Source organism: Pseudomonas sp. QLc11A (genome assembly GCF_052112305.1).
Classification (GTDB): domain Bacteria; phylum Pseudomonadota; class Gammaproteobacteria; order Pseudomonadales; family Pseudomonadaceae; genus Aquipseudomonas; species Aquipseudomonas laurylsulfatiphila.
In genome coordinates this window covers 250686-276135 of the sequence record NZ_JAVAJJ010000006.1, presented here as the reverse complement: position 1 = coordinate 276135, position 25450 = coordinate 250686, and the positions used below count along the sequence as shown (strand labels likewise).

Annotated in this window: 26 protein-coding genes; 10 read left to right on the top strand and 16 right to left on the bottom strand. The window is 59.5% G+C overall.

From position 1 onward, the window contains the following. Nucleotides 1–321, top strand: a complete 321-nt coding sequence (locus tag Q8X48_RS12015) for a DUF2388 domain-containing protein (protein WP_008045884.1) — start codon at nt 1–3, stop codon at nt 319–321. Beyond that, entirely contained in the window at nt 318–2279 is a 1962-nt protein-coding gene (locus tag Q8X48_RS12010; RefSeq protein WP_407800684.1) for a DUF7844 domain-containing protein, read from the top strand. Before Q8X48_RS12015 ends, Q8X48_RS12010 begins: the two co-directional genes overlap by 4 nt. Nucleotides 2280–2441: 162 nt before the next feature. Here Q8X48_RS12010 and trpA read toward each other — a convergent pair whose 3' ends face one another. Together trpA and trpB are read right to left on the bottom strand one after the other, a co-directional pair. Then, nucleotides 2442–3254: a tryptophan synthase subunit alpha gene (trpA, locus tag Q8X48_RS12005; RefSeq protein ID WP_015092933.1), complete on the bottom strand. Its 813-nt coding sequence runs from the start codon at nt 3252–3254 to the stop codon at nt 2442–2444. Continuing rightward, a complete protein-coding gene (gene trpB, locus Q8X48_RS12000) occupies nt 3254–4474 on the bottom strand; it encodes a tryptophan synthase subunit beta (RefSeq protein ID WP_407800685.1) in 1221 nt (406 codons plus the stop codon). Before trpB ends, trpA begins: the two co-directional genes overlap by 1 nt. Before the next feature lie 124 nt (nt 4475–4598). Here trpB and Q8X48_RS11995 point away from each other — a divergent pair, with 124 nt between their 5' ends. Continuing rightward, nucleotides 4599–5492 (top strand): LysR family transcriptional regulator, encoded by an 894-nt coding sequence (locus Q8X48_RS11995; protein ID WP_407800686.1) that lies wholly within the window; start codon nt 4599–4601, stop codon nt 5490–5492. On the opposite strand, the gene Q8X48_RS11990 is transcribed toward Q8X48_RS11995, so the two are convergent. Then, a complete protein-coding gene (locus tag Q8X48_RS11990; protein WP_095967836.1) occupies nt 5489–5812 on the bottom strand; it encodes a DUF883 family protein in 324 nt (107 codons plus the stop codon). The genes Q8X48_RS11995 and Q8X48_RS11990 overlap by 4 nt on opposite strands. Nucleotides 5813–5969: 157 nt before the next feature. Between Q8X48_RS11990 and Q8X48_RS11985 the strand changes: the two genes are divergently transcribed. Both Q8X48_RS11985 and Q8X48_RS11980 read left to right on the top strand, forming a co-directional pair. Beyond that, a complete protein-coding gene (locus Q8X48_RS11985) occupies nt 5970–6185 on the top strand; it encodes a dodecin (protein ID WP_015092929.1) in 216 nt (71 codons plus the stop codon). A 121-nt stretch (nt 6186–6306) separates the two neighbouring features. After that, on the top strand, nt 6307–6531 hold the full coding sequence (locus Q8X48_RS11980) for a DUF1161 domain-containing protein (RefSeq protein ID WP_015092928.1): 225 nt from the start codon (nt 6307–6309) through the stop codon (nt 6529–6531). Nucleotides 6532–6599: 68 nt separating this feature from the next. On the opposite strand, the gene Q8X48_RS11975 is transcribed toward Q8X48_RS11980, so the two are convergent. Further along, entirely contained in the window at nt 6600–7601 is a 1002-nt protein-coding gene (locus Q8X48_RS11975) for an LLM class flavin-dependent oxidoreductase (protein ID WP_008002158.1), read from the bottom strand. 239 nt (nt 7602–7840) lie between these two features. On the opposite strand from Q8X48_RS11975, the gene Q8X48_RS11970 reads away from it, so the two are divergent. Both Q8X48_RS11970 and Q8X48_RS11965 read left to right on the top strand, forming a co-directional pair. After that, complete coding sequence (locus Q8X48_RS11970) at nt 7841–8272, top strand: OsmC family protein (protein ID WP_116579880.1); 432 nt, start codon at nt 7841–7843, stop codon at nt 8270–8272. A gap of 183 nt (nt 8273–8455) precedes the next feature. Next, nucleotides 8456–8689, top strand: a complete 234-nt coding sequence (locus tag Q8X48_RS11965; RefSeq protein WP_407800687.1) for a DUF1161 domain-containing protein — start codon at nt 8456–8458, stop codon at nt 8687–8689. Nucleotides 8690–8693: 4 nt separating this feature from the next. Here Q8X48_RS11965 and Q8X48_RS11960 read toward each other — a convergent pair whose 3' ends face one another. Further along, nucleotides 8694–9116, bottom strand: a complete 423-nt coding sequence (locus Q8X48_RS11960; protein WP_015092924.1) for a PA0061/PA0062 family lipoprotein — start codon at nt 9114–9116, stop codon at nt 8694–8696. A gap of 40 nt (nt 9117–9156) precedes the next feature. Beyond that, nucleotides 9157–9579, bottom strand: a complete 423-nt coding sequence (locus Q8X48_RS11955; protein WP_218503732.1) for a PA0061/PA0062 family lipoprotein — start codon at nt 9577–9579, stop codon at nt 9157–9159. A gap of 59 nt (nt 9580–9638) precedes the next feature. Between Q8X48_RS11955 and Q8X48_RS11950 the strand changes: the two genes are divergently transcribed. Continuing rightward, the gene (locus tag Q8X48_RS11950; protein ID WP_407800688.1) at nt 9639–10736 is read left to right on the top strand and encodes an aminopeptidase; all 1098 of its coding nucleotides are present in this window, start codon (nt 9639–9641) and stop codon (nt 10734–10736) included. Here Q8X48_RS11950 and Q8X48_RS11945 read toward each other — a convergent pair. The 4 genes from Q8X48_RS11945 to Q8X48_RS11930 all read right to left on the bottom strand — a co-directional run bounded on the left by Q8X48_RS11945 (nt 10718) and on the right by Q8X48_RS11930 (nt 14860). Beyond that, nucleotides 10718–11947: a nucleoside recognition domain-containing protein gene (locus Q8X48_RS11945; RefSeq protein WP_015092921.1), complete on the bottom strand. Its 1230-nt coding sequence runs from the start codon at nt 11945–11947 to the stop codon at nt 10718–10720. The genes Q8X48_RS11950 and Q8X48_RS11945 overlap by 19 nt on opposite strands. A gap of 213 nt (nt 11948–12160) precedes the next feature. Then, a complete protein-coding gene (gltP, locus tag Q8X48_RS11940; protein WP_015092920.1) occupies nt 12161–13492 on the bottom strand; it encodes a glutamate/aspartate:proton symporter GltP in 1332 nt (443 codons plus the stop codon). Between the two features lie 843 nt (nt 13493–14335). Further along, entirely contained in the window at nt 14336–14500 is a 165-nt protein-coding gene (locus Q8X48_RS11935; protein ID WP_003177151.1) for a DUF1328 domain-containing protein, read from the bottom strand. Nucleotides 14501–14572: 72 nt separating this feature from the next. Next, nucleotides 14573–14860 carry a hypothetical protein gene (locus Q8X48_RS11930; RefSeq protein ID WP_095967843.1) on the bottom strand — a complete coding sequence of 96 codons (288 nt, stop codon included), beginning with the start codon at nt 14858–14860 and terminating at the stop codon, nt 14573–14575. A gap of 439 nt (nt 14861–15299) precedes the next feature. Between Q8X48_RS11930 and algB the strand changes: the two genes are divergently transcribed. Together algB and Q8X48_RS11920 are read left to right on the top strand one after the other, a co-directional pair. Then, nucleotides 15300–16646, top strand: a complete 1347-nt coding sequence (gene algB / locus Q8X48_RS11925) for a sigma-54-dependent response regulator transcription factor AlgB (protein WP_007969783.1) — start codon at nt 15300–15302, stop codon at nt 16644–16646. Nucleotides 16647–16656: 10 nt separating this feature from the next. After that, on the top strand, nt 16657–18447 hold the full coding sequence (locus Q8X48_RS11920) for an ATP-binding protein (protein ID WP_407800689.1): 1791 nt from the start codon (nt 16657–16659) through the stop codon (nt 18445–18447). Between the two features lie 7 nt (nt 18448–18454). On the opposite strand, the gene Q8X48_RS11915 is transcribed toward Q8X48_RS11920, so the two are convergent. The 6 genes from Q8X48_RS11915 to Q8X48_RS11890 form a co-directional block, all read right to left on the bottom strand. Continuing rightward, nucleotides 18455–20071, bottom strand: coding sequence for an EAL domain-containing protein (locus Q8X48_RS11915; protein WP_126048488.1), 1617 nt, complete (start codon nt 20069–20071; stop codon nt 18455–18457). Nucleotides 20072–20147: 76 nt separating this feature from the next. After that, nucleotides 20148–20927 carry an N-acetylmuramoyl-L-alanine amidase gene (locus Q8X48_RS11910; protein WP_015092915.1) on the bottom strand — a complete coding sequence of 260 codons (780 nt, stop codon included), beginning with the start codon at nt 20925–20927 and terminating at the stop codon, nt 20148–20150. Between the two features lie 104 nt (nt 20928–21031). Then, entirely contained in the window at nt 21032–23050 is a 2019-nt protein-coding gene (locus Q8X48_RS11905; RefSeq protein ID WP_407800690.1) for a GGDEF domain-containing protein, read from the bottom strand. Then, nucleotides 23047–23925, bottom strand: coding sequence for an endonuclease/exonuclease/phosphatase family protein (locus tag Q8X48_RS11900; RefSeq protein WP_095967848.1), 879 nt, complete (start codon nt 23923–23925; stop codon nt 23047–23049). The genes Q8X48_RS11905 and Q8X48_RS11900 overlap by 4 nt, the downstream gene beginning before the upstream one ends. A 14-nt stretch (nt 23926–23939) precedes the next feature. Beyond that, nucleotides 23940–24581, bottom strand: coding sequence for a thiol:disulfide interchange protein DsbA (gene dsbA / locus Q8X48_RS11895; protein ID WP_126048484.1), 642 nt, complete (start codon nt 24579–24581; stop codon nt 23940–23942). Between the two features lie 199 nt (nt 24582–24780). Next, on the bottom strand, nt 24781–25410 hold the full coding sequence (locus Q8X48_RS11890) for a c-type cytochrome (RefSeq protein WP_015092911.1): 630 nt from the start codon (nt 25408–25410) through the stop codon (nt 24781–24783). Between the last annotated feature and the right edge of the window lie 40 nt (nt 25411–25450).

Sequence of the window (25450 nt, the reverse complement as noted above, 5' to 3'; positions counted from 1 at the left end):
ATGCGTAACCCGCTGATTGCTGCCATCCTCGGCCTGCTGCTGTTGGCCGATGTGGCCCAGGCACATACTCTGGTTGCCACCAGTAACATCCTGATCCGTGCTACCCAGCGCACTCTCGATTTCACCTCCGACACCACCACGTCCATTCGCGATTCGAAAATCGTGCGCGAAGCCCAGGACGACGCCGCCAGTTTCGTCGCCAGCAATGGCGACATTCGCGGCGCTCACCTGGAGTCCGCTTTCAACTTGCTGCGTACCCGCGTGCCGGAAGCGCGCGACGCCAGCGATCAGGATCTCGCCGAAGCCATCCTCGCACTGTGAGGTGTCCACGTGCCTGGCTGCTGACCGGGGCCCTGTTGCTGTTCGGCAACACGGCCCACGCAGGCCTTCAGTTGCAACTCAAGACCGAAGGCCTGACGCCCGCGCAACAGCAAGCCAGCCAGGCGTTGCTTGATGAAGCCATGCAGGCGCTGCCGCCACGTTTCATCGAGCAACTGGACCGGCGTATCGTCGTCGGCTGGACCGATGACATGCCGCGCAATGCCTACGGCCAGGCATCGCTGGTGTCCGAGCTCGATCTGAACCGCAATCTATTGGCCGGTCTCACCGATGGCAGCGCCGCGAGCAAAAAAACCCATCGCCCCCATGGCACCGTGCGTCGGGAAATGCTGGCCACTGTGTTGCACGAGCTGACTCACATCTACGACCGTTCGCGCCTGTGGCCGGATGACGAGCGCAAGTTGATTCAGCGCTGCACCCGGCGCAACAACAGCTCAGGGCTGGTCGGCATACCCGACCAATGTCGGGGCCAGTCCGATCGGCGCTTTACCCTCAGCGACGATCCGCGCCTGCTCGACCTGGCCGGCTGGCAGCAATACGTAGGCCGTCGGGGTGAACGCGAACAGCACAATCGCCAGATTGCCCGCAGTCCGGATATCTACGAGACCAGCAGTCCCAAGGAATTCGTCGCGGTCAACATGGAGTATTTCCTCCTTGACCCGAGCTACGCCTGCCGCCGTCCCGCACTGTATCGCTACTACAAAGAGCATTTCGGCTGGGCGCCCGCCGCCAGTGACACCTGCAGCAAAACCGTCGCGTTCCTCAATGCCGGCAACGATTTCGCCAAGACACCGCTGGGGCAGGTCGATCCGGAGCGGGTCTATGCCGTTGACTATCTGCTGGCCGAGGCTAACCAGAACCTGTTCAGCCGCTGGGGCCACAGCATGCTGCGTCTGGTGATCTGCGCGCCGGGCCGCCCCCGTGGTCCGGATTGCCGACTGGACCTGGACCAGCACCTGGTGCTGTCGTATCGCGCCTTCGTCGGCGACGTACAGTTGTCGAGCTGGGATGGCCTGGTCGGTAAATACCCGTCGCGGCTGTTTATCCTGCCGCTGTCCCAGGTCATCGACGAATATACCAAGACCGAACTGCGCAGCCTGGCCTCCGTGCCCCTGAACCTGTCGCGCACAGAGGTTGAAGACGTGGTGGAGCGTGCCGCCGAGATGCACTGGAGCTACGACGGCAACTACTTCTTCCTGTCGAACAACTGTGCGGTGGAAGAACTGAAATTGCTGCGCGGCGGCACCAACAACCCGAAATTGGTAGGGCTCGACAACATCATGCCCAACGGTTTGCTGGAAGTGCTCAAAGGTCGAGGGCTGGCGGACACCAGTGTGCTGGACGATCCGCGGGAAGCCTTGCGCCTGGGTTATCGTTTCGATTCCTTCCGCGAACGCTATCAGGCGATGTTCGAAATCCTGAAAAAGCACTTGCCGATCAAACAGGAAACCGTCGAAGACTGGCTGGACTTGAAAGCCGCGGATCGTCGGCAATGGTTCGAGCAGGCGGACCTGCGCACCAGCGCGGCGTTGCTCCTGCTGGAACAGGCCAGTTTCCGTCAGCAGATGCTGCTGGCTCAGGATGAAGTGAAGCAGCGCTATCTGGGCGCCCGGGAACTGCAGAATGGCGGCATGGACAAGGCCAACCAGACGCTCAAGGACATTCTCGCCAACAGTGGCTTCCTCAGCCGTCCGGCGGAACTGCTGGGCACCAACGGATATGGCTTGCCACAGCCGAGCGAGTGGGAGCACCTGGAATCGGAAAGCAGCCAGCGCCAGAAGCAGCTTCTGGCGCTGTCCGGGGACCTGGACAAGGAAGTGAGAGCGTTGCTCGAACCGGGTCGTGCCGCCGAAATGGCCGCCAACGAAGCCAACGTGAAGCAGATTGGCGAGCATTTGCGCAAACTGCACAAGGCAGCAGGCGGCATAGAGTTGCCTTGACCCGCAACCTTGTAGGAGCGAGCTTGCTCCGGGCGGCGATCCGACGATGAGGGCTGCACATCCAGCATTGATGTTGGCTGACACGCCGCTATCGCGAGCAAGCTCGCTCCCACAAGGTTTACAGCGTTTTGCTGTTCAGTCCCTGAATCAGGAACGGTGCCTTCAGCTGACGCGGGCCTTACGCACGCCTTCGGCCAATGCCGAGCACAGGCTCAGCACGCCATCCACGGCTTGTTCCGGGGACGTGGCATTGGCGATGTGATCGATCAACGCCGAGCCCACCACCACGCCATCAGCCAGGCGTGCAATGGACGCTGCCTGTTCCGGAGTCCGGATACCGAAACCGATGCTGATCGGCAGGTCAGTATGGCGGCGCAGACGGGCGACCGCTTCTTCGACGTGTTCCAGCGTGGCGGCACCTGCGCCGGTCACACCGGCCACCGACACGTAGTAGACGAAACCGGAGCTGCCGTTGAGAACAGTCGGCAGGCGCACATCGTCAGTGGTTGGCGTGGTCAGGCGAATGAAGTCCAGGCCCGCAGCCTGGGCCGGGTCGCACAGCTCGCCGTTGTGCTCCGGCGGCAGGTCGACCACGATCAGGCCGTCAACGCCGGCCTCTTTGGCTTCGGCAATGAAGCGCGGTACGCCGTACATGTGGATCGGGTTGAAGTAACCCATCAGCACCAGCGGCGTTTCGTTGTTGTCCTGGCGGAACTCGCGAACCATTTGCAGGGTTTTCGCCAGATTCTGTTTGGCACCCAACGCACGGATGTTGGCGAGCTGGATGGCCGGGCCGTCAGCCATCGGGTCGGTGAAGGGCATGCCCAGCTCGATCACATCGGCGCCAGCCGCCGGCAAGCCCTTGAGGATTGCCAGGGAGGTGTCATAGCCCGGATCGCCAGCGGTAACGAAGGTCACCAGGGCGGCACGGTTCTGTTCCTTGAGTTCGGCAAAACGCGTTTGCAGGCGGCTCATCAGTGTTTCTCCTGCGTTGATTGTTCCATGTGGTGCATCACGGTCTGCATGTCTTTGTCGCCACGGCCGGACAGGTTGACCACCATCAGGTGATCCTTTGGCAGGCTCGGTGCGCGCTTGAATACTTCAGCCAGGGCATGGGCGCTTTCCAGGGCCGGGATGATCCCTTCCAGGCGGCAGCACTGGTGGAACGCGGCGAGGGCTTCGTCGTCAGTCACCGAGGTGTACTGAACGCGGCCGATGTCGTGCAACCAGGCGTGTTCCGGACCGATGCCCGGGTAGTCGAGGCCGGCGGAGATCGAGTGGGCATCGATGATCTGGCCATCGCCGTCCTGCAGCAGGAAAGTGCGGTTGCCGTGCAGCACGCCTGGAACGCCACCATTCAGGCTGGCCGCATGCTTGCCGGTCTCGATGCCGTAACCGGCCGCTTCAACGCCGATGATCTCGACACTCTTGTCGTCGAGGAACGGATGGAACAGGCCCATGGCGTTGGAGCCACCGCCAATGCACGCCACCAGGCTGTCCGGCAGGCGACCTTCCTGGGCTTGCAACTGCTCGCGGGTTTCCTTGCCGATCACGGCCTGGAAGTCGCGGACCATTGCCGGGTAAGGGTGCGGTCCGGCCACGGTGCCGATCAGGTAGAAGGTGCTGTCGACGTTGGTCACCCAGTCACGCAGGGCTTCGTTCATTGCATCCTTCAGCGTGCCTGTGCCGGCGACCACCGGGATAACCTCGGCGCCCAGCAGCTTCATGCGGAAAACGTTGGCCTGCTGGCGTTCGATGTCAGTGGTGCCCATGTAGATCACGCAATCCAGGCCGAAACGTGCAGCCACGGTGGCAGTGGCCACGCCGTGCATGCCGGCGCCGGTCTCGGCGATGATGCGTTTCTTGCCCATGCGTCGCGCCAGCAGGATCTGGCCGATGCAGTTATTGATCTTGTGCGCACCGGTGTGGTTCAGCTCTTCGCGCTTGAGATAGATCTTTGCGCCGCCACAGAACTCGGTCAGACGCTCGGCGAAGTACAACGGGCTTGGACGTCCGACGTAGTCGCGCTGGAAGTAGGCCAGTTCTTCCTTGAATGCAGGATCTTCCTTGGCCAATTCATATTCACGGGCCAGGTCGAGGATCAACGGCATCAGGGTTTCGGCAACGTAGCGGCCACCGAACGCGCCAAACAGGCCGTTGGCATCAGGGCCGTTGCGCAGATTAGTCTGGGTCATTTGGCGCTCCAGTTGAATGCGTGAAGTGATGCGTAAAGAGATAGTGGGCTTCACTCTACCCCTGACGCCCCGGCCTGAAAACCGATAAGATCGCCACAACCTGTCAGGAAAACTCACAGATTCCATGAGCCATGACCTTCCTCCGCTGAATGCGCTTCGCGCCTTCGAAGCCACTGCCCGCTTGAACAGCGTCAGTCAGGCGGCCGAACAGCTGCATGTCACCCATGGTGCGGTCAGCCGGCAGCTCAAGGTGCTTGAAGAACACCTCGGCGTCAGCCTGTTCATCAAGGACGGTCGCGGCCTGAAACTCACAGATGCCGGCCTACGCCTGCGTGACGCCAGCAGCGAAGCCTTCGAGCGCCTGCGCAGCGTCTGCGCCGAACTCACACAAAGCACGGTCGACGCTCCGTTCGTGCTCGGTTGCTCAGGAAGCCTGTTGGCACGCTGGTTTATTCCGCGACTGGGGAGACTCAATGCCGACCTGCCGGACCTGCGCCTGCACCTGTCGGCCGGAGAAGGCGATCTCGATCCGCGAAGACCGGGACTGGATGCCTTGCTGGTCTTTGCCGAGCCACCCTGGCCGGCGGACATGCAGGTTTTCGAGCTGGCCAGCGAACGTATCGGTCCGGTAATGAGCCCTCGGTTCGCCGGCTATGAGCGGCTCAAGCAAGCGCCGGAAAGCGCACTGCTAAACGAACCCTTGCTGCACACCACCTCACGCCCGCAAGCCTGGCCAAACTGGGCGCAACAATGCGGCCTCGACGCCAGGGCGTTGAAGCACGGCCAGGGATTTGAGCATTTGTACTACTTGCTGGAAGCCGCCGTCGCGGGTCTGGGCGTGGCGATTGCCCCCGAACCCCTGGTGGTGGAAGACTTGAAGGCCGGCCGCCTGGTTGCGCCCTGGGGTTTCAGTGAAACCCCGGCACAACTGGCGTTGTGGCTACCCAAGCGCGCCGCGGACGGGCGCGCCCGGCAACTGGCGCAGTGGCTGAAAAGCGAACTGCGCCGGGCGGATTAATCACGCTTGCACAACAGATAAGCGGCCAGCAGGCCCAATGCGCCCACGGCGACACCGGCTGTCGTCCAGGGGTGCTCTTGGGCGTAGTCCCGGGTGGCAATCCCGGTTTCGCGGGTTTTGACCTTGACCTCTTCATAGGCGTCGGCAAGCAGATGACGCGAGTGCTTCAAGGCATTCTCGGCGTTGCCTTTCAGGGTCTTGAGGGTTTTACGCGACTCGTCCGAGGCGTCGTCCTTCAGGTTTTCCAAAGACTTGAGCAGACTCTCGATCTCGGCTTCCATGCTTTGCAATGAGGCTTTGCGTAACGAGGTGTTGGCCATGGTGGCTCTCCTGCATTGGTGATGAGTGGCGTGTGTTGGTTGGGACTTCAGAGGTTCGAGAAAGTGCAGAAAATCTGAACTTCACTCTCAGAACGGCCAACAGAAGAAATAGGAAAAATCACTGCTAGGCTGTAATTCACACGCCAAGGAGAACGCCATGTCTGACCATCACACCTACAAGAAAGTCGAGCTGGTCGGCTCGTCCACCAGCAGTATCGAAGATGCGATCAACAATGCTCTGACCGAAGCCAGCAAAAGCATCAAGTACATGGAATGGTTTGAAGTAACCGAGACCCGTGGGCACATCAGGGACGGCAAGGCTGCGCACTTTCAGGTGACCCTGAAAGTCGGATTCCGGATTGCCAGCAGCTGACTTTGGGCTAGTCTTCTGAACTTGCACGCCGGACGAATGCCATAGGGAATGGCAAAGCGCTGAATGAGTGCGTCCGGCTGACGGCTGGTTACCCCTATGATCCGACCAGGGAATGCAACCGATGAAGAAGTTTATGTTGGCGGTAGGTTTGTTGAGCCTTGCGGGGACCGTATTGGCAGATGGTGGCAAGCCATGCGAAGAGCTGAAAGCCGAAATCGCAGCGAAACTTGATGCCAAGGGCGTTTCCGGTTATTCGCTGGAGATTGTCGATAAAGGTAGTGCATCTGGCGGAAAAGTCGTTGGTCAATGCGAAAAGGGCGCCAAAGTGATCGTCTACAAAAAGTAGGCTGATCCTCGCCTGATTGAAAAAGCCGACGCCCTGGCGCCGGCTTTTTCATGCCTGCCGTTTGAGCATCAGCCGCGCATGACCTGCGCGAGCAGCTCGTAGGAATGCACGCGATCCGAGTGTTCGTACAGGTCACAGGTGAAAATCAGCTCGTCAGCCTGGGTCTGTTCGATCAGGACCTCGAGCTTGGCGCGGATTTTCTGTGGGCTGCCAATCATGGCCAGTCCAAGAAAATCGTGCACAGCCTCTTTCTCATGGGGCAGCCACAGGCCGTCCATGGTCTTCACCGGCGGACGCTGTACCAGGCTTTGGCCGCGCATCAGGGCGAGAATCCGCTGGAACACCGAAGTCGCCAGGTAATCGGCCTGCTCGTCGGTATCGGCTGCCACCAATGGCACGCCGAGCATTACGTAGGGTTTGTCCAAAACGGCTGAGGGCTTGAAGTGATTGCGGTAGACCCGAATCGCTTCATGCATGTAGCGCGGCGCGAAATGCGAAGCGAAGGCGTAGGGCAAACCGCGTTCACCGGCCAGCTGTGCACTGAACAGGCTCGACCCCAACAACCAGACCGGCACATTGGTCCCGGTTCCCGGCATGGCGATGATCCGTTGATCCGGGGTACGTGGCCCGAGGTAGCGCACCAGCTCCGCCACATCTTCCGGGAAGTCGTCGGCACTGCCGGAGCGCTCTCGGCGCAACGCACGTGCAGTCATCTGGTCGGAACCGGGCGCGCGCCCCAGGCCCAGATCAATCCGGCCTGGATACAGGCTTTCCAGGGTGCCGAACTGCTCGGCAATCACCAAGGGGGCGTGGTTGGGCAACATCACACCGCCCGAACCGACTCGAATGGTCGACGTGCCACCGGCCAGATAACCGAGCAGTACCGAGGTCGCGGAACTGGCGATGCCGTCCATGTTGTGGTGCTCAGCCACCCAGAAGCGGTTGTAACCGAACTTCTCGACGTGCTGCGCCAGGTCCAGCGAGTTGCGCAGCGACTGGGCCGCGCTGCCGTTCTCGCGCACCGGCACCAGATCGAGGGTCGAGAACTTGATATCGGACAGTCGTTTCATAAACCTGCTTCTCCAATTGAGGGCGCAGGTTTGTTCTTGCGAACGTAAACCTGCCGAATCCAAAAGCGTGTTCATGCAATGTGGGCATATACCCGAGTTTCAATAGCCCGGTAAAAAATCCCGCGAAAAAAGCAGATTGATCGGACGAAGTGAACTTTGCCCCTTCGTCTATCCTCACAACCCTGACAACCGAAAACCCCACAGGCGCGACCTTTCGCGCCGACCTTTAGGAGGCAGGCATGGCTATCGTCAAGAAAGCATCGGCTCATTGGGAAGGTGATCTGAAAACCGGCATCGGCTCGATTTCCACAGAAACCGGCGTGCTTCGGGAAGCCCCCTACGGCTTCAAGGCGCGCTTCGAAGGCGGCCGGGGCACCAACCCGGAAGAGTTGATCGGCGCTGCCCACGCCGGCTGTTTTTCCATGGCGTTCTCCATGATTCTCGGTGACGCCGGCCTGAAGGCCGATAGCATCGATACCCAGGCGGAAGTCACTCTGGATCAAGTGGACGGCGGTTTTGCGATCACCGCAGTGAAATTGATTCTGCAGGCGAAAATCCCCGGGGCAAGCCAGGCGCAGTTCGAAGAACTGAGCAACAAGGCCAAAGAGGGCTGCCCGGTGTCCAAAGTGCTGAATGCCAAGATCAGCCTGGAGGCAACATTGGTCAGCTAGATCTTCATTTTTGCAAAGAAAAGATCGTAGCCTTGCGCAACTTGCCGGGATCATTCGGCAAGAGGTGCCCAAGGCTGCGATCTTTTTTGTGTGGTGACAGATTTGCCCGCTAATAATATGGTCGAATAAATGACAGCAGCGAAAACCTGTGAACAGGCGTGCTGCCTCAAAGGAGCTTCAACCATGAAACGTTTTGCCCTGGCGGTTATCTGTTGCGTACTGGCCACGTCGGCCTTCGCAGCACCGAAACCCTGCGAAGAGCTCAAGGCCGAGATCGAAGCCAAGATCCAGGCCCGTGGCGTCACTTCCTACACGCTTGAAATCGTCACTAACGACGAAGTGCACGACCAGAACATGGTCGTGGGCTCGTGCGAAAACGGCACCAGAAAAATCATCTACCAGAAGAACGACCGCTGACATTTCACATCAGGCAGTTGGCTTCCCGGTCTTCAGCGACGATCTCGCGCTTGGCGTTGTACAGGCGGGCGCCGGGGGTAAACGCAATGGACCGACCTTCGAGCACGTAACGCTGACCGGCTTCGAAATGATCATAACGGATGGTCAGGTAGCACAGCCGCTCAGAGGGCCCGCTCATCGTACTCAAGCCACCGCCGCCGGGGACTTCAAAGTCGAAACGCACGATCAGTTCGTGGCTGCCGGGCGTCACTTCGAAATAACGCCCATCGCGCAATCGTTGTTTGTCCAGGCGTTCAGCCATCAACAACTTGTCGTTAGGGAAGGGCGTCGAAAAATCAACCCAGGCCATTTTTGGATCAGGTGTCGGCATCGGGCTTTGACAGCCCGCGACGACTCCGACGGCGAGTAACAGCATCAACCTGCGCATGATGGATGTCCCTGGGGATATGCATCCAGCATAACGCCGATCAGGTTCGTTGGCAGCCCGCAGGAGTGCCATGGCCGATCACTTTTCGCTGTTGATCATAGAGCTTGGCCCACGGCCGAAAACCGATGTTCCCCGCTTGCAGTTGATAACGTTCGCCGGCGTTGAAATCCTTGAATTTCACGTTCAACTGACAATCGCGCCACAACGGCTCGGCGTCGGGGCCGATGTTGGTGGGCTGCACCGGAAACTGGTAACGGACTGTCAATTCATGGCTACCGGGCTGAACCTCGAAGTAGCGTTTATCGTCGGTGGCCTTGGCATCGACCTCCAATGCCTGCAACGCCGTATCTTCTTGCTTCGAGTCCAGGTCGATCCAGGCTTGTGCAGGATCATGGCGGGGTATTCCGAATCCGGCACAGCCGGCCAGCAACAGCAGACTTCCTGTCAGTATCATCGTGCGCATAGCGGAGCTCCAGTGAGGCGGGATAGTCTTGCGGGAAGACTCTCCAAGGAAGAATTATTGTGTTCAGGCCGCTTCCTAGCCTTGGGTTACTTGATCGCGTTTTTCGCGTTTTGTTTCCGGGCGTGTTGTTTTTGTTGCTCAACGGTTGCACCAGCATCAGCTATTACAGCCAACTGGCCAGCGGCCAAATGCAGTTGCTGCGGGCCAGGGAGCCGGTTTCCAGCGTGATTGCCGACCCGGCGCGCGACCAAAAACTGCGTATACACCTGGAGCAATCACAAAAGGCCCGAACGTTCGCCAGCCGGCAATTGCACCTGCCGGACAACCAGAGTTACCGCTTGTACGCGGACATTGGCCGCCCCTTCGTCGTCTGGAATGTCTTCGTCACGCCGGAATTTTCCCTCAAGCCTGTAAACCACTGTTTTCCGATCGCCGGCTGCGTGGCCTATCGCGGGTACTACAGCCAGAGCGCAGCTCGCGGCGAAGCAGCCTTGCAACGCTTGCAGGGCATGGACGTGTCGATTGGCGGTGTCGAGGCCTATTCGACACTCGGCTGGTTCAACGATCCGATCATCAGTTCGATGATGGGCTGGGGGGATGAGCGACTGGCCACGCTGATCTTTCACGAACTGGCCCATCAGCGCGTCTATGTGAAGGACGACACCGAGTTCAACGAATCCTTTGCCACCTTCGTTGAGCAGGAAGGTACTCGCCAATGGCGGGCCTATCGCCACCTGCCACCGGACAACAATGCGCAGGCGCGTCAGCGCGACCAGTTCACTGAATTGGTGCTGGAAACCCGCGCCAGGCTGGAAAAGCTCTACGCCTTGCCATTGCCAACCAAACAGATGCGCCAGCGCAAGGCGGCCGAGTTCGAGCGCTTGCGCAGCGAATACCGGCAACTGCGCGACAGTCAGTGGGCTGGAGACAAACGCTACGACGCCTGGATTCATGCCCCCATGAACAATGCCCGGCTATTGCCGTTTGGCTTGTACGACCAGTGGGTACCGGCATTTGACGCGCTGTTCCATCAGGTGGATGGCGATTGGCCCAGGTTCTATGCCGCCGCGGAAAAGCTCGGCGGCTTGCCGACGGATGAGCGCAAGGCCGCGCTTAAGACGCTGGCTGAAGGCGCCGATCAACCAAAGAACCAGTAGCAAACGCCGATTGCACCCAGCACCCCGGCAAGTTCCGCCAGCAATGCGCAGCCAACTGCATGGCGCGCACGCTGAATGCCCACGGCACCGAAGTACACCGCCAGGACATAGAACGTGGTCTCGGTACTGCCCTGGATTGTCGCCGCCACCAGCGCCGGGAAGCTGTCCACGCCCGAAGTCTTCATGGTTTCAATCAGCATCGCCCGGGCGGCGCTACCCGAGAAAGGTTTGACCATCGCCGTCGGCAGCGCATCGACGAAGCGCGTGTCCCAACCGGCCCACTCCACCAGATGACGAATCCCGTCCAGGCCGAAGTCCAGCGCTCCGGAGGCCCGCAGGACACCCACCGCGCAGAGCATCGCCACCAGATAGGGCAGCAAGTTCTTGGCGACGTCGAAACCCTCTTTGGCACCTTCAACGAAGGCCTCGTACACCTTCACTTGGCGCAGCGCGCCGATCAGTAAAAACAGCATGATCAGGCCAAACAGCGTCAGGTTGCCGAGGATCGATGACAGGCCGGCCAGCGCGGTCGCCGAAAGGGTCGCCAGCAACGCCATGAAACCACCGAGGGCGAGGGCGCCGGGGATCAGGTAGGCCAACACCACCGGGTCCCAGACGCGCAGGCGCTGCATGAACGCCACCGACAGGAAGCCGACAATGGTCGAGCAACTGGTCGCCAGCAGGATTGGCAGGAACACCAGCGTCGGGTCAGGCGCGCCTTGCTGGGCGCGATACATGAAGATGGTCACCGGCAGCAGGGTCAGCGAAGAGGCGTTGAGCACCAGGAACAGGATTTGTGCGTTGCTGGCGACGGTAGCGCTGGGGTTGAGTTCTTGCAGCGCTTTCATGGCCTTCAGGCCGATAGGCGTGGCGGCGTTGTCCAGACCGAGGCCGTTGGCGGCGAAGTTCAGGGTGATCAGGCCGATGGCCGGATGACCAGGCGGGACTTCAGGCATCAGGCGCAAAAACAATGGTCCCAAGGCCCTGGCCAACCATTCGACGATGCCGGCCTTCTCGGCAATGCGCAGAAAACCCAGCCAGAGGGTGAGGGTGCCGAACAGCAGCACCATGACCTCGACCGACAGCTTGGCCATGGCAAAAATGCTCTCCACCATCGCCGCGAATATCCCGGCGTTTCCACCAATCAGCCACTGCGCCAGCGCCGAAACGGCTGCCACGATGAAGAAGCCAAGCCACAGGCCATTGAGCATCAGTCAAATCCCCCAAAATATCCGCGAATGATAGCGGGGTGACCAGAAACGACAAACCCCGGATTTCTCCGGGGTTGGTCTGGTGCGGCTTTCGTAGATCACTGTGGGAGCAGCCGGTCGACGCTCGATTGCTCGCGATAGCGGTGTATCAGTCGACATCAATGTCGGCTTTAGTCGGTCATCGCGAGCAAGCTCGCTCCCACAGGTTTTGTATCAGTTGCTGGAGGTTTCACCCGCCGGCAGTTTTTCCTTGCTGCGCCAGTGCGGCAGGGAGTTCCAGTAACGCTGGCCCTTGGCGTCGTCGTACATGCCTTCCCAACGAGCGATAACCAGAACAGCCAGGGCGTTGCCGATCACGTTCAGTGCGGTACGGGCCATGTCCATGACGCGGTCGACACCGGCGATGAACGCCAGGCCTTCCAGTGGAATACCGACGCTGCCGAGGGTAGCCAGCAGGACCACGAAGGACACGCCCGGTACGCCGGCGATGCCTTTGGAGGTGACCATCAACGTCAGGACCAGCAGCAGTTGCTGGCTGATCGACAGGTCGATGCCATAGAGCTGGGCAATGAAGATCGCCGCAATGCTTTGGTACAGGGTCGAGCCGTCGAGGTTGAACGAGTAACCGGTCGGTACCACGAAGCTGCAAATGGCTTTCGGTGCGCCGTAGGCTTCCATCTTCTCGATCACGCGCGGCAGCACGGTTTCGGAGCTGGCGGTGGAGTAGGCCAGTACCAGCTCATCCTTGAAGATGCGCATCAGCTTGATCACCGAGAAGCCGAACAGGCGAGCGATCAGGCCCAGGATCACGAACGCGAAGAAGGCGATGGCGACGTAAACCAGGATCACCAGCTTGGCCAGCGGTATCAACGACGCGAAGCCGAAGTTGGCCACAGTCACCGCGATCAGTGCGAACACGCCGATCGGGGCGTAGTTCATGATCATGTGAGTGACCTTGAACATGCTTTCCGACACGCCCTGGAACATCTTCACCAGCGGCTCGCGCAGGTCCGCCTGCAAGCTCGACAGCCCGAGACCAAACAATACGGAGAAGAAGATGATCGGCAGCATTTCGCCGCGAACCATGGCCGCGAAGATGTTCGACGGGATCAGGTTGAGGATGGTTTCGATGAACGCGTGTTCATGCTGGACCTCGGCGGCAGTCGCCTGGTACTTGGAAATGTCCACGGTGCCCAGGGTGCTCATATCGATGCCGGCACCCGGATGGAACAGGTTGGCCAGCAGCAGACCGACCACGATGGCGATGGTAGTGACGATTTCGAAGTAGACGATGGTCTTGAAGCCGATGCGCCCCAGCTTCTTGGCGTCACCGACGCCGGCAATGCCGACGATCAAAGAGGAGATGACGATCGGGATCACGATCATCTTGATCAGACGGATAAAGATATCGCCTGCTGGTTGCAGGACGTTGCTGATCCACCAGGCTTTTTCGGCACTGAAATGGTTGAGCAGCGCACCGATTGCTATCCCCAATACCAGACCGATGAGGATCTGCCAGGCGAGGCTAAGCTTTGCCTTCTTCATATCTTTACCCTTACTTGCGTTTGACTCAGGGAGATGCGCGAACTGGAACGCTCATGGCGAAAAAGTCTAGTGCATCTACCCCCCGTATAAGGTGCCCCGGAACGCGTGTTTGCGGCTCTCTGGCAGGCGAAAAAAGGCGCAACTATTCCGATGCAAGGAAGCGCCGTCTAATGCCGTAAACGCCTACCCTATGCCGAATCGGCATGAGGTTTTTTTGCTGAATGCGGCGTCGCAATCGGTTCGATTGCGACATTTCGGCAGGCATAAGTGCCGTGAACCGGTCATCACAGAGCAGATTGAATGTTTTTTGAGCAGTGGCCGAGCGTTGATTTTTCAACAAAATCCCGTAGGACAAAGCGAAAAAACGCGACCAAAAAAAAGGGATTTTTCTCGATATACGGTCGCCTGTGAAACACCGGGAAAAGTAATTTCCGACGTAACAGGGACAAGGACGCGATAACAGTGATGAAATCGAGACGAGCGCTCTATTTCAATATGTTGCTTGATCCAGCCCTGCGCAAGCTCGTCGAGCCATGGTGGTCCGGCGAACTTGCGCAGCGGCTTTTCCTGACCCGGCCCTTACGCAGGCACTCCCTGTACCCGTAGGTCACTCCGCCCCTGAAGCAGGCAGAACATCCCGACCCCTTGGTCATGCGCCAGCCTTCCTCAGGTGACGCAGATAGAAAGAGGCGCTGTGACCTCCTTCGAGTACAAATTCTGTTCTACCGACAAGCCCTGCATGAGGGCCTCTCAGGCATGCCGCAGAAGCCTCAGCCCGCATGCCATGGGCACTACCGCCCTGATAGCAGGGCGGCTGCCAGCGTATTGAACAAACCTTTCATGTCAGCCTCGACCGCGACGGCCAAAGAAGAAGGAAGCAATGAACATCACCAGGAACACGACAAACAGAATCTTGGCGATACCCGTGGCGGTGCCCGCGATACCACCGAAGCCCAGTACTGCGGCGATGATGGCAATGATCAGGAATGTGATTGCCCAGCTCAACATGGTGATTCTCCTTACGCTTCTATTTAGAGGTGTTGCGTTTCCCGGCACATCGCTGCGGCGGAAATTTTTTACCTAGAACACCCAGCGCTCCTGATGACGTATCTCACCTGCAGGCCCGGCCTGGTCGACGTCCATCATGCGCATCGGGGGGCTATCGGCCTGAAGACTGCCAACAGCACTGAAATGGGTTTGGGTCGGATGCTCAATTGACAGTTGTGGCGCTTGCGGCTGCTGACTCTGCTCCCAGCGCAGAAACTGTTGGCCGCCGATAAGGGTGAGCAACAGCGCCAGAACAGCAAACAGTCCTTGCTGAATATGCACAGGCGAGAGTTGCAGGTGGGCGGCACGTTGACGATTCATCCTGGAGCTCCTACCACTCGGGTCGGTATTCGATAGCGGGCGTCTGTTTTTGAATGCCCTGGTCAACTAGACAATTGCAGCCCGCATGCCAGCATTGAAATGAATTAATTTCTTTTAATATCAATACTTTATGACCATCAAAGAAATCACATCGTACGCATCCTGCACGATGCCACTTGTACGGTCGTGCGTATTGCACGATTCGTTTGAAGGAGGGTGTAAATTTTTTGAATTGAGAGGAGGACGCAGCTGTCAGAAATACACGCTGGCCACTGTCGGAAACCGGTCATCTATATAAAAGAGCCGCGACATCAGCTGGCTAACCGATACATCGGATGAAAGCTACCCTGCCATGACAGGAATGGCTCAGAATCAATCATGCAACTTGCCCGATTTCTCCGGGACTAAATCAAGATCATTCATTAAGGAGCGTAGGAAAATGGAATCAGCCACTGAGCACCAAGGCCGCATTCTGCTGGTGGATGATGAGTCCGCCATCCTGCGTACTTTCCGTTACTGCCTCGAAGACGAAGGCTACAGCGTGGCCACCGCCACCAGCGCCGCGCAGGCAGAAGCCCTGTTGCAACGCCAGGTCTTCGACCTGTGCTTCCTCGATCTGCGTCTGGGTGAAGACAACGGCCTGGATGTGCTGGCCCAGATGCGTATCCAGGCGCCCTGGATGCGGGTGGTGATCGTCACTGCGCACTCAGCCGTCGACACGGCGGTGGATGCGATTCAGGCCGGTGCCGCCGACTATCTGGTCAAGCCGTGCAGCCCCGATCAATTGCGGTTGGCAACCGCCAAGCAACTGGAAGTGCGGCAGCTGTCGGCGCGGCTCGAAGCCCTGGAAGGTGAAGTGCGCAAGCCCAAGGATGGTCTGGACTCCCACAGCCCGGCCATGAAAGTGGTTCTCGAAACCGCGCGTCAGGTGGCCACGACCGATGCCAATATCCTGATTCTCGGTGAATCCGGCACCGGCAAGGGTGAGCTGTCCCAAGCCATTCACGGCTGGAGCAAACGCGCGAAGAAATCCTGTGTCACGATCAACTGCCCGTCGCTGACCGCCGAGCTTATGGAAAGCGAGCTCTTCGGCCACAGTCGTGGCGCCTTCACCGGCGCCAGCGAAAGCACCCTGGGCCGAGTCAATCAGGCGGACGGCGGAACGCTGTTTCTCGACGAAATCGGCGATTTTCCTCTGACATTGCAGCCGAAGTTGCTGCGTTTCATTCAGGACAAAGAGTACGAGCGCGTCGGTGATCCGGTGACTCGCCGTGCCGATGTGCGCATCCTTGCAGCCACCAACCTCAACCTCGAGGACATGGTCCGCGATGGGCGTTTCCGTGAAGACCTGCTCTATCGCCTGAATGTCATTACCCTGCACCTGCCACCGCTACGCGAACGCCGTGAAGATATCCTGAACCTGGCCGATCGTTTCCTGGCGCGTTTCGTCAAGGAGTATGCCCGTCCCGCGCGCGCGCTAAGCGACGAGGCCCGGGAAGCCCTGCTGGGCTATCGCTGGCCGGGCAACATCCGTGAGCTGCGCAACGTGATAGAGCGCGCGAGCATCATCTGTCCGCAGGAACGGGTCGAGATCAGTCATCTGGGCATGGCCGAAACCCCGGTCAACAATGCACCGCGCATCGGCGCAGCGCTGAGCCTGGATGAGCTGGAAAAGGCCCACATCGGCGCGGTCCTCGCCACCGCCGACACGCTGGATCAAGCGGCAAAAACCCTGGGCATCGATGCCTCGACGCTGTACCGCAAACGCAAGCAGTACAACTTGTGAGCAATAGCCGATGAAACTGGCGATGAAATTGCGGACCCGGCTTTTCCTGAGCATCTCCGCACTGATCACCGTCGCCTTGCTCGGTCTCCTGCTCGGGCTGGTCAGCGTGATGCAGATGGCCGGCAGCCAGGAAGCACTGACCCGCAGTAACTTCATCACCCTGGACCTGGGACTCAAGCTGCGCCAGACCCTGGGTGATCAACTGATCATCATGCTCAGCGAGAAGCCTGACTCCGCCGCTTTCGCCGCCTCGAAGCAGCACTACTTCCAATTGCTGGAGGAGGGCATCGCCCAGGAACCCGAGCTAAACGCAAGCGAGTACGGCTTCAGAAAAGCCAAGGCTGACTACGAGCGCTTTATCGAAGCTTATGAGGCGTCCCCGGACCCTTCGACTGTGCTCAGCAGCCATGACAACCTGACGGAAAAATTCAACGCACTGCGCAATGGTCTGATCGCCGAGCACAAGCGCGCCCTGGATAACATCAATGATACCGAGCGCCAGGCCCGGGAGCGGGCACTGCTGATTGCAGGGTTACTTGCCCTGGTGGGGCTGGCGGTGCTGATCATCGGCTTCGTGACCGCGCAGGCCATTGCCCGGCGTTTCGGGGCGCCCATCGAAGCCTTGGCCAAGGCAGCGGACAATATCGGCCAGGGCAATTTCGATGTGACCCTGCCGATCTCCTCGGCAGTGGAGCTCAACCAGCTGACCCGGCGTTTCGGGATCATGGCCCAGGCGCTGCGTGAACATCAGGCCACCAACGTCGATGAGTTGCTGGCCGGCCAGCAGCGTTTGCAGGCCGTGCTCGACAGCATCGACGACGGGCTGCTGATGATCGACCGTCAGGGCCATCTGGAACACCTTAACCCTGTGGCCCAGCGCCAGTTGGGCTGGGACTCCGATCGCCTGGGACAGGGACTGGGCACGGCACTGGAGCGCCCCGAACTCGATGAGCAACTGCAACTGGTGCTGCGCGGCGGCACCCTGGAGAGGGCGCCGGAGGACTTGAGTGTCGAGGTCGACGGCGAGTCGCGACTGCTGACCTATAGCCTGACCCCGGTCAGCCACACCCAGGGCCATATTCTCGGTGCCGTGATGGTGCTGCATGACGTCACGGAGCAGCGTGCCTTCGAACGGGTACGCAGCGAATTTGTGTTGCGCGCCTCCCATGAATTGCGCACACCGGTCACCGGCATGCACATGGCCTTCGGATTGTTCCGCGAGCGCGCGCACTTTGCCCCGGACTCCCGGGAAGCCGACCTGCTCGATACCGTGAATGAAGAGATGCAAAGGCTGATGCAGCTGATCAATGACCTGCTGAATTTCTCCCGTTACCAGAACGGATTGCAGAAACTCACCCTGGCGCCGTGTTCCATCGAGGCGCTGCTGGAACAGGCTCAGTCACGCTTTGCCACATCGGCCGAAGAGAAGGAAATCAGTCTGCTGGTGGAAGTGCAGGGGCCCTTGCCGCGCTTGCAGGCCGATCAGCCACAACTGGAGCGGGTACTCGATAATTTGCTCGACAACGCCTTGCGTCACACCGGTCCCGGCGGACGGATACGCTTGCATGCCCGGCGCCACGGCGATCGGGTCATCATCATTGTCGAGGACAACGGCGAAGGCATTGCCTACGGTCAGCAGGGGCGGATTTTCGAGCCGTTCGTGCAGGTCGGACGCAAGAAAGGCGGAGCCGGTCTCGGCCTGGCATTGTGCAAGGAAATCGTGCAATTGCATGGCGGACGGATGGGCGTCTATTCACGGCCGGGGCAGGGCACTCAGTTCTACATGGCGCTGACGGTTTAGATTGCGGTCACGCTTCGTCATCCAGGCGCCGGCCGCCCGCCAGACGTCGCCCCCGGGTGATCAATTCAATGAACTGAACCGCGCTCAGCGCGTGGGCGAACAGCCAACCCTGGCCGAACTTCACGCCTTCACTGCTCAGGAACTCGGCCTGGGCCTCATGTTCGATGCCCTCGGCAATCACCTTCAAATGCAGTGACTGGGCCATGTGAATGATGTGCGGGGCCACACCGCTGCTGGCGGCGTCATGTCCCAACGCATCAATGAACGCCTTGTCGATTTTCAGGCAGTCCACCGGCAGGGTTTGCAAATAGGCGAGGCTGCAGTAGCCGGTGCCAAAATCATCGATCAACACCTGGTGCCCGACATCCCGCAGCGATTGCAGGTTTTCCCGGGCCACCACCACATCGACCAGTCCACGCTCGGTGACCTCGAAGGCAATCTGCCGCGCAGCGACGCGGTGCAGGGTCAACAGCCTCGCCATCACCTGGCCGATTCGCGGAACCATCACATCACACGCCGCGAGATTGACCGAGATGTAAAGTTGCGGGTTGGCACGCAGCAACTGGCCAAGTTGCTCGAGCAAGCGTTGCAAGACGAAATCCGTCATCTGGCGAATCTGCCCGGTGTCCTCCGCCATCGGAATGAACAGGTCGGGACTGGTCAGGGTACCGTCCGGCCTGCGCCAGCGCAGCAGCGCTTCAGCCCCGACACAGTTGCGGCTATCGAGGTCGAAGATCGGTTGATACAGCACCTGCAACTCGCCCCGGCGAATCGCCCCGGCCAGTTCGGCATCCAGCGACTGCCGCTGTTGCACCAGCAGAAACACCAGGAACCCGACGCATATGCCCAGCGCAACGCTGGCCGGCAGTAGCCACCACCAGACCGAAGGGATATGCATGCCCGTACGCAGGCTGATCAACACCAATTGATACTCCGGGTTGTCGGTGGGCATGCGGTATATCAGGCGTGTCTGAGTGATCTGCAGCGCATCGCGATTTTTCGGGGGCCAGGCCTCGACCGGGGGCCAGATCTGCGAAGAACCCAACACCGGAATCGCGCGCTTACCATGGTCCAGGACTACCAGCAGGCTGCTGCCCGGCGACAGGTCGACCATATCGGTCAAATGCCCGCGAGAGGTCGCGACCCGGAAATTCCCGCGCCCGAGCATCAGGGCGGCACGGTTTTCATCGGGTTCGGTGGTGGTATTGAGCCAATAGCTGTAGGTCGGGCCTTTGATGTCTGGCGGTCGAATCAGCGACAGCCCTTCCTGGCGAGGGCGATTGGAGCAGATTCGCGAGGAATCCATGTAGGCTGCTTCGTAGACGAAGCGATAATTGAACGTAACCTGTTGCAAGGTCGCGATCATTTCAGCATCGCAACCACGCAACGGTTGCGCTTCAAGGTCGTCCAGGCTTTCACGCAGTTGCCCGAAGAGCTGTTCCAGGCGGGCGAGAAAGCGCTCCCCCTGAGCATTCATTTCTTCGCTTTCGTTTTGCTCGACCTGATGAATGGCGACGAACAGGCTGCCGGCCATCAATAACGTTGCACTCAAGACAGCCGACATCAGCCCCAGGAACCAGGGGCGATGGAACCAACTACGGAAGGTCTCTCGAGCAGCAGTCATTGCGTAATATCCGATGGATTACCAATGAGTTATAGCTGCTGATTGGGAAATAGCCCGGACCGCCGGGCGGGCGCCATTATTTTGTCTGATTCAACACCAAAAGCAGCGCGGCTGTTTGCGCATCCGGAGTGCCATCGAAGCGTGCCGGGCGGAAGTGCATCTGGAATGCCGCTATCACATGTCGTGTCGCAACATCGAGCTCGCCGGTTTGTGGAGAGGCATAACCCAGACGGGCCAATTGCGCCTGAAACCAGCTGATGCTCGGTAACTGATCGGCGAACAGCATTTGCTGGCGCGCGACCGCCTGTTCGTTCGGCCAGATACCCAGACCCTCGGCAGCCAGACGCTTCCAGGGGAACAGCGGCCCCGGGTCCAGTTTGCGCAACGGCGCAATATCGCTATGGCCGATGATGTCGCGAGGCTTGATGCCCTGACGCTTGCTGATGTCCTTGAGCAACACGATCAAGGACTGAACCTGATCTTCGCTGTAGGGGTACCACACGCGCCCGTTTGGAGTGTCCTTGAACCCCGGGTTGACGATTTCGATACCAATGGAACTGGAATTGAGCCAGGTCCGGCCATCCCATTCGCTCTCCCCGGCGTGCCAGGCACGAACATTTTCATCCATCAGCTTGTAGATTGTGGCGCCCTTGTCGTCACCGATCAGGTAATGACTGCTGACTTCGCCGCGGGTCAGCAGTTGCAGCGAACGCTCCATCGAGGCGTTGGTGTAATGCACCACCACGAACTGCACACGACTGTCGTAATTGGCTGAAGGATGACTGGTGTCAAAACGGGGACCGCTGGCGCAGCCAGCCAGCAGAACAAGTGACAGGATCAGAGCAAGATATTTCATGGCGAAAGGCAGTACACACAAGACAATAATGCAACAGTGTAACGTAATGCCTTGCGGGTTGACGGCAATCGCCACGAATTAAACAAATATGGAACAAATAATGTTCAGCCCGGCTCCACGCGATTGCGGCCGGCATTTTTTGCACGGTACAACGCCTGATCGGCTCTTTTAAGCACTTGATCACTGTGCTCACCCGGCCTGAACGCCGACATTCCGACAGATACGGTAATGGTCACCGGCTCTCCCTTGAAGTGGAACGGACAGGCCTCGATGGAGGCACGCAGGCTTTCCAGCAACTTCAGTCCCGCCGCCGGCACTGTGGATGGCATTAACAGCACAAACTCCTCGCCGCCGAACCGGGCAATGAAGTCCGTTGCGCGAAGACGCTTGCGCAACACGCTGGCAATGATCTTCAGCACTTTGTCACCGGCCAGGTGCCCGTAGTTATCGTTGATGCGCTTGAAATGATCGAGGTCGAGCATGGTCAGTAACAGCGTATTGCCATGTTGCTGCCATTGTTTGACTTCATGATCCAGGCGCTCGCTCCAGGCCGCGCGGTTGGGCAGGCCGGTCAACGGGTCGACCAAGGCCTTCTGCCGTTGCTCTTCAAGATGCTCACGGTACCCCTGGGCCTCCTGCTCCATATGAGCGACGCGCTCGGCCAGGCTGTGCAGGCGCGCAGCGACCTCTTGCTCGCGCTCATCGCGTTGTTTCTGGTGCTGGTCCATGGTGCCCAGCAAGCCTTCGAGATGGTTTTCCAGAACGTGCTTGAGACCTTCCAGGTCCGCCGCTTCCTGCATGCTGCTTTGCAAGCCATCAACCTGTTCGCGGATCTGCGTGTCCATCTGCCGCGCAGCCGAACGGTTGTCGGCGTGCCCTGCGGTGGCGGCCTGCAAGTTGCTCTGGAACGATTCGAGGCGCTCGTTCAGTCGTTGCAGGTAGGCTTCGAACTCATGCTGGCCGCTGTCGGTAATGGCCAGCATCAACGTGGCGAAGTCGTCAAGAATCGGTAGTAATTCGTACCAGTTCAACCCGTTTTTCAGACGATCGCGCATGGATTCGGCTTGCGGGCGATGACGCTCGGGCAATGTCAGGTCTTCGAGCAGCCCCAGCAGCGTGTGTTCGATGTGGCTGGCCACCGAGCTGTAGGAGGGCTCTGGGGTATCCGGGAGTGCATAGAACGTGTCGTGACCGGATAGAGGCTGATCTGCGGCGACCACCTCCTCTGTCGGAATCGCAAGCAAGGCATGGCCATCCGGCGATGCTGGCACGATCAGCTCGTCGGGGTTCACTTGCGACTCAAGAGGTGTTTCGATGGTTTCCGGGGTCGGCTTCTCGGTCGACCCGGTTTCTGCCGCGCCTGCGATGGCGGTTTGAGGCTCCGCAGCCGCAGGTGCCAAGGCCACGACTGCCGGAGCAACGCAAGCCTCGGCTGGCTCGGTCAGCGCGGACGCCTCTTCAACTCGCTCAGCCATGGGTACTTCGCAGATTGCCGTCTCAGTCGCGACCGGGATGGGCTCGATAACCGCCGCAGGACTCTCGGCTACAGGGGCCGCCGGCGCAGGAGAAACAGTCGTTGATGCCACCGTCTCTTCTGCTTCGCGACCGCCGAACAATCGCTGCAACAAGCCCGGCCGACCAGGTTCCGTCGGGGTCTCCAGCTGGCTCAGGGCCTTGCCTTGCAAGCCACTCAGCTCGCTGAGCAACAAGGGCATCTCACGCGCCTGACTGACCCGCGCATCCAGTTGCTTGGCGAAACTCTTGAGTGGCCGGCTCACATCCCGTGGCAGCGGCAATGTTTGCAGTTGAGTGACCAGTGCAGTCAGGGCGGCACTGGTCTGGTTGATCCGGGTTTCCCGACGCTGCTCGGAGTCGAGCACGGCTTTTTCCAGGCGTGGAATCAGCGCGGCCAGGCCGGCGTCCATGTCGTCGGTACGCACGACCTCGCGCATTTCCTTCATGCATTGGTCAACCGCGCGGTCAGTACCTTCCGCCGCCAGGGTGCTGCGCACCAGTCCACGGCGCAGCAAGTCGAGCCGCGCGTCCCAGCGACGTTCGAGCTTTTCCTGTTGTTCGATGCTTTTGAGGTATTTCTCTTTCCAGCGCTGTGCTTCGTCGCTCATTCATGGGTTCCGCGAGGGGCAGGACTCAACGCGGGCAATGCATCGGCCGTGAGCGAACCCGGCAGACGAATCTCTACCGCGACCGGCAGGTGATCGGAAATGGGCTGTGCCAGCACCTCGACCTTTTCCAGGGTCAGGCTCGGGCTCAGCAGGATATGGTCCAGGCAGCGCTGTGGACGCCAACTGGGGAACGTTGCTTCCAATTGCGGCGCGAGCAGGCCGAGATCGCGCAACGCGGAATTTTGCAGCAGGTCACTGGCATGGGTGTTCATGTCGCCCATCAGTACCTGGTGTTTGTAGTCGCCAATCAGATCGCGGATATAGGCCAGTTGCAGGCTGCGCGCCCGGGCACCCAGCGCCAGGTGCATCATGACGACTACCAATGCTTCCGGGCCTTCGCCGAAGCGCACCAGGATGGCGCCGCGCCCCTTTGGGCCCGGCAACGGATGATCTTCAATGGCCCACGGGCGCAATCGGCTGAGCACGCCATTGCTGTGCTGGGCCAGGCGACCGAGATTGCGATTGAGTTGTTGATACCAGTAGGGGAAGGCGCCGAGCTGGGCCAGATGCTCAACCTGATTGACGTAGCCTGAACGCAGGCTGCCGCCATCGGCCTCCTGCAAGGCGACCAGATCGAAGTCGCCCAGCAGATTGCCGATTTTCTGCAGATTGTCGGCACGCCCGGTGTGCGGCAGCAGATGCTGCCAGCCCCGGGTCAGGTAATGCCGGTAACGCTCGGTGCTGATGCCGACCTGGATATTGAAACTGAGCAAGCGCAGACGACTGTCTGCGGGCAAGCCCGTGGATTCCAGATGATGCTCGTTGACCCGCGGATCATGCAGGCCAACGATGCGTTCAGTACCCCATCGGCGCATGGCAGTGACTGCCCTTAGTTGGCGGCAGCCTTGTTAGCCGCTCGCTCTTTGTCGATCAGTTTGTCGGCCAGTTGCAGGGCCTGTTCGGCACCGCCGGCGGAGCCTACGTCAAAGCGGTATTTACCATTCACAATCAGGGTTGGAACGCCGGAGATCTCATATTTTTTGGCCAGTTCACGGGCTTGAACGACCTGCCCCTTGATCGCAAAGGAGTCGAAAGTGGCCAGGAATTTTTCCTTGTCTACGCCTTGGGTAGCCAGGAAGTCGGCCATATCATTCTTATCGGTCAGCTTCATTTTTTTGTTCTGGATCGCGTCGAACACCGCGGCATGAACCTTTTGCTCAACACCCATGGATTCAAGAGTCAGGAACATTTGGCCATGAGCGTCCCAAGGACCGCCGAACATCGCTGGAATACGCTTGAAGTTCACATCCGATGGCAGTTTTTCGGCCCAGGGATTGATTGTCGGCTCAAAGTGATAGCAGTGCGGGCAGCCATACCAGAACAGCTCCACCACTTCGATCTTGCCAGGCACGGCGACCGGAACCGGATTGCTCAGTTCGACATAAGGTGCGGCGGGGGCTTCAGCGGCCTGGGCAGTCATGCCGAACAGGCTGGCAGCGGCAAAAACGGCGCTGATGATCAGATTACGCATGCTTCACTCCTGGACAAGTTTTTCGCCTCGCGCAACGTGTTTTCAGACAGGTCCTGGCGGGCTTGAGTTCTGTAGTGTAACGGCAGCGGCCACAAAAAAGGGCGGCCAAGGCCACCCTTTTTATACTCGTTGCAACGGATTAATCGAGCGTTAACGTTGCAGGCGATATTTACCCCGTTCAACGCCCGATCCGCCGGCCTTAGTGCAGGCCCTGGATGTAGCTGGACACCGCGGCGATGTCTTCGTCGCTCAGCCGCTTGGCGATGGTCTGCATGGTCTTGGCATCGCCATCGTTGGTGCGGCCGCCTTCTTCCTTGCGGAAATCGGTCAGCTGCTTCGCGATGTATTGAGCGTGCTGGCCACCCAGGTGCGGGAAGCCGGCGGCTGCGTTGCCGGCGCCATTTGGCGAGTGGCAGCCGGTGCAGGATGGCAGGCCCTTGGCCAGGTCGCCGCCACGGAACAGTGCTTCACCGCGAGCGACGACTTTAGGATCGGCGGCACCAACGCTGCCTTTCTGGCTGGCGAAGTAGGCGGCGATGTCCGCCAGGTCCTGATCGCTCAGGTTGGTCAACAGGCCGGTCATTTCCAGAACGGTGCGCTTGCCCGACTTGATGTCGTGCAATTGCTTGGTCAGGTAACGTTCACCCTGACCCGCGAGTTTGGGAAAGTTTGGCGCCATGCTGTTGCCATCCGGGCCGTGGCAGGCGCCACAGACGGCGGCTTTGGCCTGGCCAGCTTTAGCATCACCCGGTTGTACTGCCTCACCTGCAGCATGGGCTATGCCGGAGATGCCCACGGTCAACAGCAGACTCACGATCAATTTCTTCATCAGCTAATCCAACTACGGCTAAGGGTTAAGAGTTATGGAC